Below are 17157 nucleotides of genomic sequence, written 5' to 3' on the forward strand. Positions count from 1 at the left end.
TCTAAAACCTTCTTTATGAAGTTAAATCCAAAGAATAAATATCAGAAAATTCTACTTGGATTTTATCAATGACACCTTTTGAAGATTCATATCCCAATACTTTTTCTTCTGTATTTTTTCCGCCTTCTAGTTGTACTGGTAATTGGATGGTAAATTTACTTCCTTTTTTGTACAGGCTCTCAACATAAATTCTTCCTCCCTGCATTGCTACTAGAGATTTTACAAGACTTAGACCTATTCCGCTGCCTTCTTGCCTTCTCGTCAATAATTCATCCGTTTGTTTAAATCTTTCAAAGATAAGTTCAAGCTGGTCTTCTGGAATACCTGATCCTGTATCCTCTACAGAGATTTCTATCCTTTCCTCTAAGCTTTTTAATGAAACACTAATCCTACCACCTGTAGGAGTAAACTTAATAGCATTGGATAAAAGATTTAGTAAAATACGTTCCATGGCATCTAAATCACATTGAATAATTTTTTCCTCTACATCTGTATCAAAGCTTAGGAGAATCCCCTTGTTCTCTATGTAATCCGCCACTGAAAGTGTAATCACTTTTACAATTTCAACAATATTGCATTTATTTTTGAAAACTTCAAAATCTCCTGAATCGATTTTTGTAATATCAATTAAGTTATTTACCAATCTCAACAGACGATAACAGTTTTGTAATTGCATATCAATTTTCTTTTTAACTTTTTTCCTATCTAAGGCCTCATCCTTTTCAAGGTATAGCCTTAACATTTGAATTGTGCCCATGATAATATTCAAGGGGGTTTTAAATTCATGTGAAACATTGGCTAAGAAGGCGGTTTTTGTCTGATTTGCTATTTCAGCATCCTCCTTTGCCTTCCTTAGTTCTTTAGTCTGTTCATTTACCTTTTCCTCTAGGATCATATTCATGCTTCTTTCTTTTTCTATCAACTTCAGGTACACATTGATTCTATTGACCAGTTGATATTCATCAATAGGCTTTGTTAAGTAATCAACCCCGCCAACCTCAAAACCTCTTTTTCTACACTCCTCCCCAATATAAGAGGCAGTTAGAAATACAATAGGAATATCTTTGGTTCTTTTTCTCTGTTTTATTAAGGAGGCTATTTCGAATCCATCCATTTCCTCCATTTGAATATCTAAAATAATTAAATCTACATGATTTCTCGATAGCTCTTGAAGAGCTTTCACACCACAACTTGCTTCAATTACTGTAGCATCTATATATTCTTCAATAAGACTTCTTAACGTAAATAAATTGTTTTCATTATCATCAACAATGAGAATGGTATATGAAGCACATTTTTTCATTTGCTCACTTCCTTCTTCTATGATGTTGCACTCTACTTATCTTGCCTACCAATATATTTAAGATCTGGCTAGTTGTCTTCGATTTATATTTATAATTTTGTTGCGTAGTGTCTTACCTTAAGTTATTTTCTACAAGGCTCGTCCAAATCCTTCCAAATATGATAAAAAAAGCGATATTTATTTAAGTTTATCCAACCTTTTCTGTAATTCCTCAATCTCTCTTTGAATTTTACAGCGTTCTTCTTCTCTTTCTTCTATAAATTCTTGGGTTTCCCCTAGTGCTTGCAACGTATCCCCAAATACCGATATCCATGCACCAAGAATAGCTAGTTTATCAGGACTGGTGGTTTTAGAAGTAAAAATAGATAATACCGCGATCACTAAAGGTAAACTTGCTACATTTTTAGAATCTAACCATCCCATCATCCTTCTCCCCTTTCCCTTAATATATTATGTAGTACAAATTTAAATGGTGCATAGCCATATGGCATATACTATAATATAGCTATCAGCAGCATTAACTTAACCTATAATCTGTCATCCTGAAGGGAGCAAGGCGGAGTCGTTACTCCAAGATCCTTCGCTACCCTCAGGATGACATTTAGAGAGAATTCTCGTAATAATTGTATTAAGTTAGCACCTATGAGCATTAACTTAAATCATAGTTTGTCATCCTGAGGGAAGTAAAGCGGAGTCGAAGGATCTTAGCATTATCAAAGTGACAGTTTGAGAGAATTTTGGTAATAACTGTATTAGGTTAACGCCTATGATATAGTTATAAGGAGGTACATAATGAAACTTAAAAAGAAAATAGCACTTCTTTCTTTGTCAATTACCATATTATCCGTCATGATTTCTGGCCTGTTGATTATGCGGACGATGGAAGAAAGTCTTGAAGATGAAATGTCTACAAATGTACTAAATATTAGTAGAGCAGTAGCAAAAATTCCTGACATCATTAGAGCCTTTGAAGCAGAGGACCCCGCCTTAGTTATTCAGCCTATCGTAGAATCTATTCGTGCAGCTACAGAGGACGTTGAATTTATCGTTGTCACTGACTTAGAGGGGATTCGTTACTCTCATCCTAATCCTGCCAGAATAGGTGCTCGTTTTGTAGGCGGGGATGAAGCTGCTGCTCTGCTGGAAGGAAAAGAATATGTTTCTACTGCTGAAGGTACTTTAGGTTTATCTACTAGGGGCTTTACACCTATTTACAACTTTAATCATGAAAGAATTGGTATGGTATCTGTAGGCATATTAAACGATCATATTTTTCAAACAAAGACTCAGTTTAAAAAAGAAATTTATTTCTCTACTTTCCTAGGAATTCTTATTGGACTCATAGGAGCTGTTTTACTAGGGGACAATATCAAAAGAACTCTTATGGGATTAGAGCCTAAAGAAATTGCAGGCTTATTCAGAGAGAGAAGTTCTATATTAGAAGCCATAAAAGAAGGCATCATTGCTATTAATGAAGATGCTAGGATTACCTTGATGAATACAGCTGCTAAAGATATTCTCAACTTTACTGAAAAAGATATTATAGGAAGACCTATTGAAGAAGTTTTACCCAATACAGATATGGTCAAAGTACTGCACTCGGGAGTTGCTGTCTCTAATGAAGAAAAGAAGATTTGTGGCACAAACATTATGATAAACACCTTACCTGTGCTTCATCAGGAAAAGACCATCGGTGTTATCGCTAGTTTTCGGGATAAAAGTGAAGTAACAGCTTTAGCAGAAGAGTTAACGGGCTTTAAGATGTTGGTGGATTCTTTAAGAGCCACTACCCATGAGTTTATGAATAAACTTCATGTTATCTTAGGATTTCTCCAATTAAAAGATTATTCCTCGGCAGAAAAATTTATTCTCGACATTACTGCCCATCATCAAGAGGTCATCAGTTTTATTATAAAAAATATACAAGATACCAGTATCGCTGCCCTTTTACTTGGTAAGTACAGTGCTGCAAAAGAATCGGCAATACAAATGAATATTCATCCCTCAAGCAACTTAACGAAAATGCCTTCTAGTATCCCCAGTAGTCTTATGATTACAATTATAGGAAATCTTTTAGAAAATGCCTTTGATGCTGTACAATATATAGAAGATAAAAAAGTCATAGACTTTCTCCTGCTTGAAAAAGAAGAAGAAATTATTATAAGTGTTAAAGATAATGGCATAGGTATTGATTTATCCCATCAGCCCTTTATTTTTCAAAAAGGTTTCACAACTAAAAGTGATGGTAGAGGCATTGGTCTTCATTTAGTAAAACAAAGTATAGACAATTTAGGCGGCAGTATCCAAGTAAAATCTAAAACATTTAGCGGGACACAGTTTTTAATAAAAATTCCTAAAGCATTGAGGTGAATCCATGTTAAAAGTTTTGATTGTAGATGACGACCCAATGGTTGCAGACATTAATAAAAAGTTTGTTGAAACAGTAAGAGACTTCCAAGTAGTAGGCACAGCCTCCAATGGGGAAATAGCCTTGCAGCTCATCAAGTCATTAAACCCTCATTTAGTTATTTTAGATATTTATATGCCTAAAATAAATGGTTTAGCATTACTGAGATCTATTAGAAAAGAAGGTATAAGTGTAGATGTGATTTTAGTCACTGCTGCAAAAGACACCCCTAGCATAGAAGAAGCCTTCCAATGGGGTATTGTGGATTATTTAGTAAAACCCTTTGAATTACATCGATTTAAAGCGGCTTTAGAGGGCTATAAAAATAGAAAGTTCAATTTTATCAAAAAGGAAGAAATCAACCAAGAAGATATCGATAAACTAATTTGGGGTAAGAAAGAAACACTAGCTTCTTCTTATGATAAAGGCATTCAAGAAAAAACTATGGAAAAAATCAAAAGCTACATGGCAGGAGAGACAACAGCCAAATCAGCACAGGAAGTTGCTGACGCCTTAGGACTAACCCGTGTTACCGTCAGAAGGTATTTAGAATATTTAACAGAGATAGGGGAAGCAGAGGTAGAGGTCCTTTATGGCACTGTTGGCCGCCCTCAGCATTTGTATATTTATAAAAAGTAACAATATTTTGTTTATCACTATTATAGATATATAACCTAATAATTTAAGCTATGGATGTAACTTGACTTGTGCAATTTTTTTAGCTATGTTTGAACGGTAGTGAGTTTTCAAATTTTAGGATTTTTTATTGGAGGGAGCTTTAGTGTTGTCAATACTTAAAATTAAGTGAGCGTATATGTTTAATTTTCATTACTACATTAAGTAATTGCACAACTCAAATATTTCGTTATTTATAGGCACACCTTAAGTTTCCAACTTGGGTATCTATCAAATAAACAATATGAACAAAATTAACAAAATTAACAAAACGTTAACATCCCTTCTTAAGTGTGATAATATTAATTTCGTTAATTAATACACAAACAAGGAGGTTGTTTTATGAAAAAGTCATTTAAAGTTATTTCCCTTGCTCTCGTATTGACACTTATTTTAACTGCTCTTATTGGTTGTTCAAGTCAAGAAGTAAGTGAGCCTGCTTCAGATACTGCTGAAAATAAGTCAACAGATATCGTTGTTATCGGTTCTGGTGGTGCTGGGCTATCTGCTGCTATTGAAGCAAATGATGCTGGCAAAGAAGTTATTGTTGTGGAAAAAATGCCTATGGTGGGTGGTAATACCCTTAGAGCTACTGGTGGTTTAAATGCAGCTGGTACTTCTTCACAAGCTGCCATAGGAATAGAAGATAGTGTGGCATCTCATTATGAAGATACAATGAAGGGTGGTTATGAAAAAAACGATCCTGAATTGGTAGAAGCATTGACAAGTCAAGCTGCTGAAGCTGTTGAATGGTTGATTGAACTAGGTGCAGATTTAAGTGACGTTGGAAGAATGGCTGGAGCAAGTCAAAACAGATCCCACCGACCTACTGGTGGTGCTCCTGTAGGTGCTCATCTTGTTCAAGTATTGAAAGAAGCTGCTGAAGAAAAAGGTATCGAAATCTTAACCGAAACAACAGCTTTAGAAATTCTAACTGAAGATGGAGAAATCAAAGGAATTATTGCTAAAGATAAAAATAACAATGAGTTTACTATAGAAGCAACCGCTGTCATTGTAGCAACTGGTGGTTTTGGCTCTAATACTACAATGATTACAGAGTATGATGCAGCTTTAGATGGTTTTGGTACAACCAACCACCCTGGTGCTACTGGTGATGGTATTTCTATGGCTGTAGCTGTTGGTGCTGACCTTGTAGATATGGTTGAAATCCAAACACATCCTACAGTAGTTCCAGACAATGGTTATATGATTACCGAAGCCGTAAGAGGTAATGGTGCTATCTTAATCAACAGAGATGGTCAACGTTTTGTGAATGAACTAGGAACAAGAGATGTAGTTTCAGAGGCTACATTAGAGCAAGAAGAACAAACTGCCTTCTTATTCTTTGACGAAGGTATCAGAGAGAGTCTAAGTGCAATTGAAGGATATATCCGTCAAGGATTTACTACTGAAGCTGATAGTATTGAGGAACTAGCAGAAGCTTTAGGAATAGATGCTGAGAACTTAACAGCTACCGTTGAAGCTTACAACGGTTATGTAGCTGCAGGTGACGATCAAGATTTCGGCAGAGATGATATGCCAAGATCTCTTGAAAACAGTAAATTCTATGCAATCGAAGTAGGTCCTGCTGTTCATCACACTATGGGTGGTTTAAGAATCAATGCCCTAGGACAAGTATTAGATAACGAAGGTACACCAATCTCTGGTTTATATGCTGCAGGTGAAGTAACTGGTGGTGTTCACGGTGGTAATAGACTAGGTGGAAATGCTTTAGCAGATTTAATCGTATTTGGTAGATTAGCTGGTAAGTCTGCTGGTTCAGATTTATAATAAATTCATTGAAAGACCTATAGAGATCCCCCTCTCTATAGGTCTTTCTTTGTTTCAAATACACACCAACTTTTCTTGACTTTTTCCTTATATTGGTATAGATTTTAAATATATATTATTTGATGTTTTTAAGTTTTCACTAATTTTAAGAGGAGGTATTTTTTTTGAAAAAAATTGCTGTACTTATTACGATGATTGCCATTGTTTTTACTCAATCATTCACGGTCTTTGCTGAAGCTACTACTGCACCTACGCAACAAAGTATTCAGGAGTTGGTTAGAAATGTTGTTGAAGAAATGATTGAACAGGAAAATGAAGATTTTCGAATCGCAAAACTCATTGATGAAATCAACCAATCTGTAGTGGCGGTTATAGGCAGAAATAAAACCTACAGACAACAAGATTACATATATTCAAAAATGCCAAATAACCTACAACATGGATCCGGTGTGATTGTCTCCTCCAACGGACAGATTATTACCAACAATCATGTAGTAAAAGATATGGAGGAAATTTACGTTGTCATGTACGATGGTAACGCCTATAGGGCGCAGCTTTTATATAGTGATGATGAGATTGATTTAGCTCTGATTAAAATTAATAAAGATAATTTGAAGCCTGTGGAACTAGAGAGTGTTGATAATGTTAAGGTTGGCAATACAGTTATTGCTATAGGAACTCCCCTCTATTTTAGTTATAGAAACAGTGCCAGCAGGGGTATCATCAGCGGTTTAAATCGTCCCGTAGATCAGACCTATACCTATCTACAAACAGATGCTTCTATCAACCCTGGCAATAGTGGCGGTCCTTTAATAAACATGGAGGGAAGGCTTGTGGGTATCAACACTTTAGGTTATATGTATTATTCAGGTATGAACTTTGCTATTCCTGTGGAAAATGTTTCCTATTTTTTAGAGCATTATAAGCAGTTTGGTAGAATAAAAAGATGCTATACCGGCATACAATTTGAAGAAAACTGGGCGGCAATGTTAGGAATCCCAACAACCCAAGGTCTTAGGGTTGTTACCCTGAGAAATGATGCGGTGGTATCCTCTAGTGAGATACAGGAGGGGGATATGCTGGAGGCTATTGATGGTATAAGAACCTCTTCCATCGCTGCCTACAACGAGATACTGAAAAAACATCTGCCGGGGGATGAAGTGACACTGACTTTCTCTAGGGAAGATAAATCTTTTGATATCAAAGTCATCTTAAAGGAACGTCCTTAAGATAATATTATAGGAATGGAGTTGAAATCATTGAAATATAAAAAGTGTACTATAGTTCTAGTCCTTTGTTTATCTATTTTTATAGCATCAATCCCTTCTTTTGCATATGCCCTTGAAGATGGGGTCATCGACTTATATGAAGTCTTTTCTAATACAAAAGATCGAATGAAGACAGAAGTAGGAAGCCGTATTTTTAAATGGTCTATGCATTTGCCAGATGATGCAGTTGTATATAAGTCTGATAGAGTAAACTATTTCAATATGTCTACCGATAGTTATAAGTCTCAGGTTTCTTTAGAAGTCATCAAAAATGAACAAAAATATAGCCTAGAAGATATCTTATATAGTAAACAAATGAATACCAATGATTTTAATTACTATTGGTATTACTCCCAAAAAGAATTTACATTTAATATCCAACAGGATGATCATGGAGAAAAGCATATTCGTATTATAAAAATGGACCCCTACTATGACTACTACCTAGTAGATGCTGCCGCAGAAGAATTTAGTTCCTATATTGAAAATCGCATTTATATTAAGAATGACTACATATATAACCTGGAAATAAGAATGGAAGGAAGATATTATCGAGAGAACCCAGAGATGTTTAGCAAATTAGCCTCTTCTTTTATACTGGATTATGATGAAAACAATCCTTATATTAAGGAATTATCAGACTCCGTCAGTGAGCCTAGATTATACGAAAATACCAGCTATGGTTGGGAAATCACTGTGAATCCTTACTGGAAAGAAGAAGGAATTTCCAATGCAAGAGTACAGCAATTTACTGCTGTCTATAGCCACGAAGAGATTTATGGAAATGAAAAAAATGAAGAAGCACAAGAATCCCAAACACTCCTAGATCATTATCTACCCTTTAGAGAGGGGATTTCTGTAAGTTTAGTAAGTTCTGCAGCAGCTAACGAAACTGCTGAAATATGGGGACGTCAAGAAATAGAGCAACTCCAACAAAACTATAATGACAAAGTCTATGAAATACTATTAACAGAAAAAGTTACCTTGGGGGATGTGGAAGGTTATCGTGTAAAGGTGAAGTATAGTACCGCCCCACAAAATCCTTATATAGTAGATACATTATATGTTATAGGAAAAGGCTATAAATACCGTGTCGTTGCTAGTATCTCTGATAACAAGTATAAGGAACCCAAAACCAAGGAAGCTTTTGAAAGTATGCTGAAGTCCTTTAAACTTACAAATCAGCACAGTAAGTATTTAGGTAAAATCCTAGATCCTACTGATCTTATTAACTGGAATGCTTCAAAGGAAATAAAAACAAAGAAATATAATTTTAAAGCCACCTTAACGAGAAAGTGGCATACCTACGATAATTTTTATAGCGGTAATTATTATGGCTACTATGATTATTACGATAAATACTATTACGGTCACATAAGCAATCAAGAAAGTGTTAATGCCTACCAAACTGGCAACAATCTGAACTTGATGATGATGGCGGGTTTTGATACCAGAGGTATTGAGGACAGTATTCATGATTACGTAAAAAATCTATTGGACCGAGATGAAGTCCGTATAGGGTTGGCTTCAGTTGATGTGTCCTCTACAGCAGTAGAATCAGTAAAACTTTATAGAATTATAACGGAGTATGATCTTGCTGGGATGAATGAATTTGCTGAAAATAATGCAACGAAATCTTATGATTACAATCAATTAAACAATCAATACACCTATATGATAAAAGTTGGAAATGACTTATACACACAAACGGTGTCCATACCTTTGGCAAATACTACAGCCTATACAAAAGCTGAGATGGAAAAAGTTTGGAAGAATACACAAATTAATGGCATCAACTATAGCCCAAAGATTAAAAACTGGCATCAACATAAACTCAGTGAATTCCAAGATAAATAGTTAAGCATAGGGGAGAAAAATTCTCCCCTATTTTTATTGTCCAATCATTAGCATTAACTTAATCCATAGTTTGTCATCCTCAAGAAGTCACCTTCTATTTTGTATAAATCAGCAGTGTTTAGACAATAATGATAACTAGTGTCTTGAACTGTGCAATAACTAAGCCTTTCACTGAAACAACTAGAAAAATTGCATAAGTTGAAGGAATATAATGAATTTCCAAGGAGGAGTTTTATCATGGCGGTACAAAATGCAATGACAGCAGACTTTTTAAGATCTGCCTATGGTGGAGAAAGTATGGCGCATATGCGTTACCTTATTTGGGCTGATGTAGCAGATAAGGAAAAGATGCCTAATATAGGTAGACTCTTTAGGGCTATTGCCTATGCTGAATATGCTCATGCTGATAATCATTTTAGAGAACTAAAGGAACAGAAGGGTGACTTCACCGTACCTGCAGGTGCTATCTTCGGTATAGGAAATACTGTAGAAAATCTTCAAGGCGGTATTGATGGAGAACTTCATGAAATAGAGCAAATGTACCCTGTTTACTTAGAAACTGCCCGTTTTCAAAATGAAAAGGGAGCAGAAAGGGCCTTCCATTACGCTTTAGAAGCAGAAAAAGTACATGCTACTCTTTTCAAGGCTGCACAGGATGTAGCTCGTCAAGGAAAAGACATGGATATAAATGATGTACATGTTTGTAATGTATGCGGTCATACAACTACCGATGGCTTACCTGACCAATGCCCTATATGTGGTGCTAAAAAAGAAGCTTATAAAATATTTGCAGCTTAAATCTATAAAAGTCAGCCTCTTCATTAGAAATAGGCTGACTTAATTTTTTTCCCTAAGAATACTCTACCCTCTAAAGGTTTTAATTCAATTTCTATACTGTTTTCTATATAGATCTCTTCATGATGGTGAAACATATCCTTCAATTGAAGAGTTTTTACTTTGTCCCTTGTGTCTATAAGGATTTTGTGGTTTTCCTTCTCACTTCTATTAAAGAAAATTAAAGCCTGATGATGATGATTTTCTCTTATAAAACCATAAACCCCTTCATGATTATATAGAGGCAGCCATTCGCCACTTTTAAAAACATCATTTTTATTGCGAAGTGAAATAACCTTTTTATACCATTGTAATAAATCTTTATCTTCTTCACCCCATGGATAGGTCCTTCTGTTCAGTGGGTCCTCTAAACCCTCCATACCAACTTCATCACCATAATAAATAGAAGGAACACCTGGAAAGGTCATTTGAAATAAAGCCAGAAGTTTTAACCTTTTTACAGCTAGCCTTCTTTCTTCTTCATTGAGTTTTTGTTTTTCTTTTTCTCTTTGGGTAATATGATTCTCTACATAGGGTTTCCCCAATAAGGTTAAAATTCTTGGCACATCATGACTGCCAATCAAGTTCATCATACTATAAAAATATTCCTTAGGATAATTTTCATAAAGCGTCATCAGCCTTTTATTTAGATCTTCTGCTGAAATTTTCTCTGTAAAGAAATCCAATACTGCTTCTCTAAAGGGATAGTTCATCACAGAATCTAGCTCTTCCCCTAGTAGGTATTCCCTTTTTTCTCCGTAGCTTATTTTATTAGAAGCGTCCTCCCACACCTCCCCAATCAAGATGGCATCTTGATCTGCTTCCTTCAAGGTCTTTTTAAATACTTTAATAAAGGCATCTGGAAGTTCATCTGCCACGTCCAATCGCCAGCCTTTAGCTCCTAAGTCTATCCAATATCTTAAAACACTATCTTCTGCTTCTATAATAAAGTTTCTATAGGGGGCTTCCATCTCGTTGACATTAGGCATATTGGTAATTCCCCACCAACAATCATATTTATCAGGAAATTCATGAAATCGGTACCATGAATAATAAGGAGATGCCTCACCTTGATAAGCACCTAAAGTAGGATAGTTACCTTCTTTATTAAAATAAATGCTATCACTGCCTGTATGACTAAATACACCGTCTAGTATAACAACGATCCCTAAAGCTTCTGCTGCTGAACACAATTTCTCAAATATCTTATTATTTCCCAATAAAGGATCGATGGTTTTATAGTCAGAGACATCATAGCGATGATTGCTGGGGGACTTAAAAATAGGATTCAAGTAAATCGTACTAATACCCAATTCCTTCAAATAAGTCAGCTTTCTCATAATGCCCAATAGATTCCCGCCAAAAAAATCCCATCTCGCTATTTCATTACTGCCGCCGTCCCTAATATACATAGGGGTATCCCTCCAACTACTATAGATAAAAGAATCTTTCTTTATTTCTAATAGCTGACCTTCTTCTCTATAAAACCGATCAGGAAAAATCTGGTAAATAATCCCTTCCTTAAACCACTGGGGCACAGAAACATCTTCTTTATGAACAGTGATTTGATACTTAGGAGGCTCCTCCTCCTTCAATAGACCTTCACCTCCAAAACCACCTTCATTATTACCATAATAATAATTCTTTGAAGCTGTCTCTATAACAAAGCAATAATATAACAGACACGGAAATGAAGGCGTTCTGACCTTTATCTGATATATTTTCTTCCCTTCTATCTCTTGATAAAAATCCATAGGCACTATCTCTTCACCTATTTTAGTGTTAAAAAGTTTTATATAAACTCCCCTAACTGTCTCTTTATTACTCACCCTTAATCTAATATTTACCTCTTGATTACAAGCAACAGCCCCAAAGGGGCTGCGATAAAAATTTTCATGGGAATTATGGAAGGCTTCAAGTGGCTTCATAACATCACCTGCTTTTTTATTTTAAAAATCATGCTTTTTCAGTCTCCAAATCTTTTCATTGTATTCCTCTATAGTTCTATCACTAGAAAAATATCCTGCATTAGCAATATTAATAATAGACTTTTCCCACCAGCTTTCAGGTTTTTTATAAATTCCCTCAGCTTTTTTATTAACGGCACAATAGGATTCAAAGTCCTTTAGAATAAAATATGGGTCTGCCGCCCCCCCGTAACCATAAAGTAGATCTTGATAAATCTCTCTAAAAATATCTGGATGCTCTGGTTCTATAAAACCATTAATAAGCTGGTCGATCACCCGTTTTAGACCATGATTTTTTTGATATATTTCATAAGGTTGATAGTTCTTTTCTTTTCGCTCTTTTTCAAGTTCTTCTGCTGTAGCTCCAAAAATAAAAATATTTTCAGATCCCACCTGCTGATGCATTTCGATGTTTGCTCCATCTAGGGTTCCTACTGTCAGTGTACCATTTAACATAAATTTCATATTACCTGTTCCGGAGGCCTCTTTGCCTGCTGTAGAAATCTGTTTACTTATATCCGAAGCAGGGATGATTTTTTCCGCCAAAGAAACCCTATAATTCTCTAAAAACACTAGCTTTAACTTATCACCAATACTTTTATCGTTATTGATTTTATCCGCTACTGAATGAATCAGCTTAATGATAAGTTTAGCCTTATGATATCCTGGTGCTGCCTTGGCAGCAAAAATGAAGGTCCTAGGGTACATATCATCCTTAGGATGATCCAACAATTGATTATAGAGATACATAATATGAAGTACATTTAACAATTGTCTTTTATATTCGTGTAACCGCTTCACCTGTGCATCAAAAATCGAGTGAGGATCTATTTTGATTTGTGTCTTATCTAAAACATATCTTGCCAGCTCTTCTTTATTTTTCTGTCTGATCTTACGAACTTCCTCTTGGAAGGCTATATCTCTGCATGATGCTTCTAGTTCCTTCAACTGGAAGGAGTCGGTAATCCATCCATCTCCAATCTTTTCAGTAATAGCCTCTGCTAAATTAGGATTTGCCCTTAGCAAAAACCTTCTATGGGTAACACCATTGGTGATATTTGTAAATTTTTCAGGGTAGATCTCGTAGTAATCTTTAAATATATCTTTTTTTAATATCTCGCTGTGGAGCTGTGCTACTCCATTGATAGAGAAAGAACCTACAATACATAACTTTGCCATATGAATTTCCCCATAGGATATAATCGCCATTTTACTAATTTTATCCCACTGGTAAGGATATCTTTCCCATAAATCTCTACAAAATCTTTCATTAATTTCATCAATGATATCATAAATTCTAGGCAAAAGCTGCTTGATTAGTTCTTCAGGCCATTTTTCTAACGCCTCTGGCAAAGTAGTATGATTGGTATAGGCAAAAGTTTGCCTTGTAATCTCCCAAGCCTCCTCCCAACCTAAGCCTTCTTGATCTATTAAAATCCTCATAAGTTCGGGAATAGCTAAAGTAGGGTGGGTATCATTAATATGAATTACCGTTTTTTTGTGTAGATCATGGATGTCATTTCCTATTTTTTTAAACTTTCTTACGATACTTTGCACACTAGCAGAAATAAAGAAGTACTGTTGTTTTAATCGTAAATGTCTTCCCTCTTCATGATTATCCTCTGGGTACAGTACCTTTGAAATCACTTCTGCCAGTTCTTTTTCTGCCAACGCATCTACATACTGTCCCTTTCCAAAGAGGCCCATATCTAGTGGTTTTAATGCCCTTGCTCCCCACAATCTTAAAGTATTGATGACATTAGATCTGTATCCCACAATAGGTACATCATAGGGAATTGCCTTGACACACTGGCAATTTTTCTGCAAGATAGTCAACTTGCCATTCTCTATGGCTTTTTCAACAGTTCCTCCAAAATACACCATCTCAGGCTCTTCAGGCTTAGCCACCTCCCACACATTGCCATCTTCTAACCAAGGGTCCGGCATCTCCACTTGATAACCATCAATGATTTTTTGTTTAAACAAACCATACTCGTATCTTATACCATTTCCATGCCCCGATAGTCCTAATGTCGCTAAAGAATCTAAGAAACAAGCAGCTAATCTGCCTAAACCACCGTTTCCTAACCCTGCATCTGGTTCCCTTTCTTGAATTTCCTTTAGGTCTATCTCTAATTCATTGCAGGCAATCTCTGCCTTTTCCTCCAACATGAGATTTGTTAGATTATTATGAAAAAAACGTCCCATCAAAAACTCCATAGATAGATAATAGAGTTCTTTTCCGTTTTCCTCTAATACCTTTTCTTTAGAATAAGCCCAGCTCTTCATAATGTCATCTCTTAAAGCAGTGGCTACTGCCTTATATAATTGAGACTTGGAGGCATTTTTTAAATTTCTGCCAAAGAGGGTTTGTAGTTTTAATTCAATTGCATGTTTAATATCCTCTACTTGAATTTCTTTTTTTTTCATTTTCTACCTCCATATATTATATTTGTCACGTAAACAGCCTTTGATTTACTGATTTATCAAGCGATTGTATAGGCTTTTGTATTGATCTGCTGAAAGATTCCAACTAACATCACTTTTCATGGCATTTTTTACTAAACCATCCCAAACCTTCTTATCGTGATAAAACTTAACAGCTCTTTTTATGGTGTATAACATATCATGGGCATTATAGTTGGCAAAACTAAAACCATTGCCCTCTCCTGTCTCTTCATTGTAGGATTTAACCGTATCCTTCAATCCTCCTGTTTCCCTAACGATTGGAAGACTCCCATAACGTAAGGCGATCAATTGCCCTAATCCACAGGGTTCAAATAAAGAAGGCATCAAAAATAAATCAGAAGCACCATAAATTTGATGTGCCAATCCATTATCAAAGAATGTATTTGCACTTACTTTATTAGGATATTTCATAGCTATGTCACTAAACAGTTTATGATACTTATTATCTCCTGTGCCTAAAATCACTAGTTGTAAATCAAGTTGTAGTATTTCTTCTAAAACATGTTCAATCAAATCTAGTCCTTTTTGCTCTACTAATCTTGAGACAATTGCCATTATAGGTATTCCCTCGCCGATAGGCAATTTCAACTTTTTCTGCAACTCTAATTTATTTAGCACTTTATCTTCTATCCTTGCTATATTATACTTCTTAAAAAGATAGTCATCTGTTTCTGGATTATATTCCTCATCATCTATACCATTGATAATTCCCATTAACTGATGTTTTTTAGCAGACAGTACCCCATCTAGTCCTTCTCCATAATAAGGACTTTGTATTTCTTCAGCATAGGCAGGACTAACCGTTGTTATATAATCAGAAAAATTTAGTCCCCCCTTGATATAACTAACATTATAGTAATATTCCACACCTTCGTGATGGAAATAGTCTTTGCCTAATCCCAATAGATCCTCCAATACACCGTGGGGAAATAATCCCTGATACTTCAAATTATGAATCGTAAATACTGTTTTTATTTTTTCATAAAAAGGTTGTTGACGATAATGAGCTTTTAAAAGAGCACTGACCATTCCTGTCTGCCAGTCATGGCAATGGATAATATCTGGTTTAAAATCAATATGGGGTAAAATAGCTAGTATGCTCTTACAAAAAAAAGCATATCGCTCTGCATCATCATAGTGACCATAATATTCATAAGGCTGACCTTCTCGTTTAAAGTAATATTCATTGTCTACAAAATAAAAAATAATGCCCCTATATTCTAACATCTCAATACCACAAAATTGATTACGCCACCCTACGGGTACATGGATACTTTTGATCCATTTCATTTGTTTTTTATAGGTTTTGGCTATAGCATCATACTTTGGTATCACCACCCGCACATCCATATCCTCCCCCTTTAGGGCTAAGGGCAAAGAACCTACTACATCTCCTAACCCCCCTGTTTTAGCAAAGGGTACAGCCTCTGATGCAGCAAAGAGAATATTCATTTTTTGTTTCCCCCTCCATTATATAACCTGTGTTTTTCTTATAAGAATGGGATTTTTTTCTCCACCCTTTATGATTTTCCCCGTTGTAATCTTTACATCTTTATCTAAAATAGCATTTTCTACGATGGCATTTTCCCCTATTTCATTTTTCTGCATCAGAATACTATTTTTTACCACTGCGTTTTTGTGAACCTTTACTCCCCGAAAGAGAATACTGTTGATTACTTTTCCTTCAATAATACAACCTTCTGTTATTAAAGAATTTTTTACTTCACAGCTTTTGGCATACTTAGCAGGAGCCTCGTCATTGATTTTTGTACGAATAGATCCTTCTTTAAAGAATACTTCCTTCCAAATCTCTGGTGTCAGCAAATCTATACTATGTTTATAGTAACTGGCTACACAATCTATATTGGCTACATAACCTTCGTATTGATAACCATACACATTATACCTATGAATATTTTTAATGATTCCATCCTTTATAAAATCACTGCAACCCTTTGCAGTACACTCTTCTATTATTTCTAAAAATAAAGATTTTTTCATAAAAACAGTTTCAAGTGCAGTACAGCAATCTATATTTTTCCTTTTATTGACTGTCATCTCTGTAATAAGATCTTGTTGATCTACTTTTAAGGCTAAACATCTAGTGTTTGTTAAGTTTTCCTTATCTTTTTTATACAAAACTATTATATCTGCATTTTTTTCTTCATAATAATCTCTTACTTTTTCATAATTTAACTTATAGAGTATATTACTACTGCTGATCAGTACATACTCCTGCTTACTTCTTTGAAGGTAATCTATGTGATCGTAAAAGTAGTCCAGGTCTCCCAATTTCTTTTCAGATGTGCTTTTTTGGAGGGTAGGAGGTAAAATAAAAAGACCATCTTTTTTACTATGAAGTCCCCAATCTTTGCCTGTATTGACATGACCTATAAGGGACCTGCTATGATGCTGGGTAAAAATCCCTACATTGTTTATACCAGAATTCACCATATTGGATAATATAAAGTCCACCATTCTATACCTGCCTCCAAAAGGCACCGCTGCTGTTGATCTCTGGCTTACGATTTCTTTTAGATCCTTCTTAATCTTAATATCATTAATAATCCCCATCACATTTCTCAT

The 17157-nt window shown here is 35.3% G+C and carries 12 protein-coding genes; 6 read left to right on the forward strand and 6 right to left on the reverse strand.

Going from position 1 to position 17157, the window contains the following annotated elements:
* Positions 1-13: 13 nt before the first annotated feature.
* Both CACET_RS16405 and CACET_RS16410 read right to left on the reverse strand, forming a co-directional pair.
* A complete protein-coding gene (locus CACET_RS16405; protein ID WP_044824239.1) occupies positions 14-1303 on the reverse strand; it encodes a hybrid sensor histidine kinase/response regulator in 1290 nt (429 codons plus the stop codon).
* A 177-nt stretch (positions 1304-1480) separates the two neighbouring features.
* Positions 1481-1726, reverse strand: a complete 246-nt coding sequence (locus tag CACET_RS16410; protein WP_044824240.1) for a hypothetical protein — start codon at positions 1724-1726, stop codon at positions 1481-1483.
* A 369-nt stretch (positions 1727-2095) separates the two neighbouring features.
* On the opposite strand from CACET_RS16410, the gene dcuS reads away from it, so the two are divergent.
* The 6 genes from dcuS (at position 2096) to CACET_RS16440 (ending at position 10099) form a co-directional block, all read left to right on the forward strand.
* Positions 2096-3673, forward strand: coding sequence for a DcuS/MalK family sensor histidine kinase (gene dcuS / locus CACET_RS16415; RefSeq protein ID WP_044824241.1), 1578 nt, complete (start codon positions 2096-2098; stop codon positions 3671-3673).
* 4 nt (positions 3674-3677) lie between these two features.
* Complete coding sequence (locus CACET_RS16420) at positions 3678-4349, forward strand: response regulator (protein WP_044824242.1); 672 nt, start codon at positions 3678-3680, stop codon at positions 4347-4349.
* Positions 4350-4727: 378 nt separating this feature from the next.
* The gene (locus CACET_RS16425; protein WP_044824243.1) at positions 4728-6176 is read left to right on the forward strand and encodes a flavocytochrome c; all 1449 of its coding nucleotides are present in this window, start codon (positions 4728-4730) and stop codon (positions 6174-6176) included.
* Between the two features lie 164 nt (positions 6177-6340).
* Positions 6341-7405, forward strand: a complete 1065-nt coding sequence (locus CACET_RS16430) for a S1C family serine protease (RefSeq protein WP_052661308.1) — start codon at positions 6341-6343, stop codon at positions 7403-7405.
* Positions 7406-7435: 30 nt separating this feature from the next.
* The gene (locus CACET_RS16435) at positions 7436-9301 is read left to right on the forward strand and encodes a hypothetical protein (RefSeq protein ID WP_044824244.1); all 1866 of its coding nucleotides are present in this window, start codon (positions 7436-7438) and stop codon (positions 9299-9301) included.
* 237 nt (positions 9302-9538) lie between these two features.
* Positions 9539-10099 (forward strand): rubrerythrin family protein, encoded by a 561-nt coding sequence (locus CACET_RS16440; RefSeq protein WP_044824245.1) that lies wholly within the window; start codon positions 9539-9541, stop codon positions 10097-10099.
* 23 nt (positions 10100-10122) lie between these two features.
* Here CACET_RS16440 and CACET_RS16445 read toward each other — a convergent pair whose 3' ends face one another.
* The 4 genes from CACET_RS16445 to glgD are packed head-to-tail and all read right to left on the reverse strand — an operon-like array spanning position 10123 to position 17157.
* Complete coding sequence (locus CACET_RS16445) at positions 10123-12063, reverse strand: glycoside hydrolase family 13 protein (RefSeq protein ID WP_044824246.1); 1941 nt, start codon at positions 12061-12063, stop codon at positions 10123-10125.
* A gap of 21 nt (positions 12064-12084) precedes the next feature.
* On the reverse strand, positions 12085-14532 hold the full coding sequence (locus tag CACET_RS16450; RefSeq protein ID WP_044824247.1) for a glycogen/starch/alpha-glucan phosphorylase: 2448 nt from the start codon (positions 14530-14532) through the stop codon (positions 12085-12087).
* A gap of 45 nt (positions 14533-14577) precedes the next feature.
* Positions 14578-16023 (reverse strand): glycogen synthase GlgA, encoded by a 1446-nt coding sequence (gene glgA / locus CACET_RS16455; protein WP_044824248.1) that lies wholly within the window; start codon positions 16021-16023, stop codon positions 14578-14580.
* 18 nt (positions 16024-16041) lie between these two features.
* Positions 16042-17157: a glucose-1-phosphate adenylyltransferase subunit GlgD gene (gene glgD / locus CACET_RS16460; protein ID WP_044824249.1), complete on the reverse strand. Its 1116-nt coding sequence runs from the start codon at positions 17155-17157 to the stop codon at positions 16042-16044.

This window comes from Clostridium aceticum (genome assembly GCF_001042715.1).
GTDB lineage: Bacteria > Bacillota > Clostridia > Peptostreptococcales > Natronincolaceae > Andreesenella > Andreesenella acetica.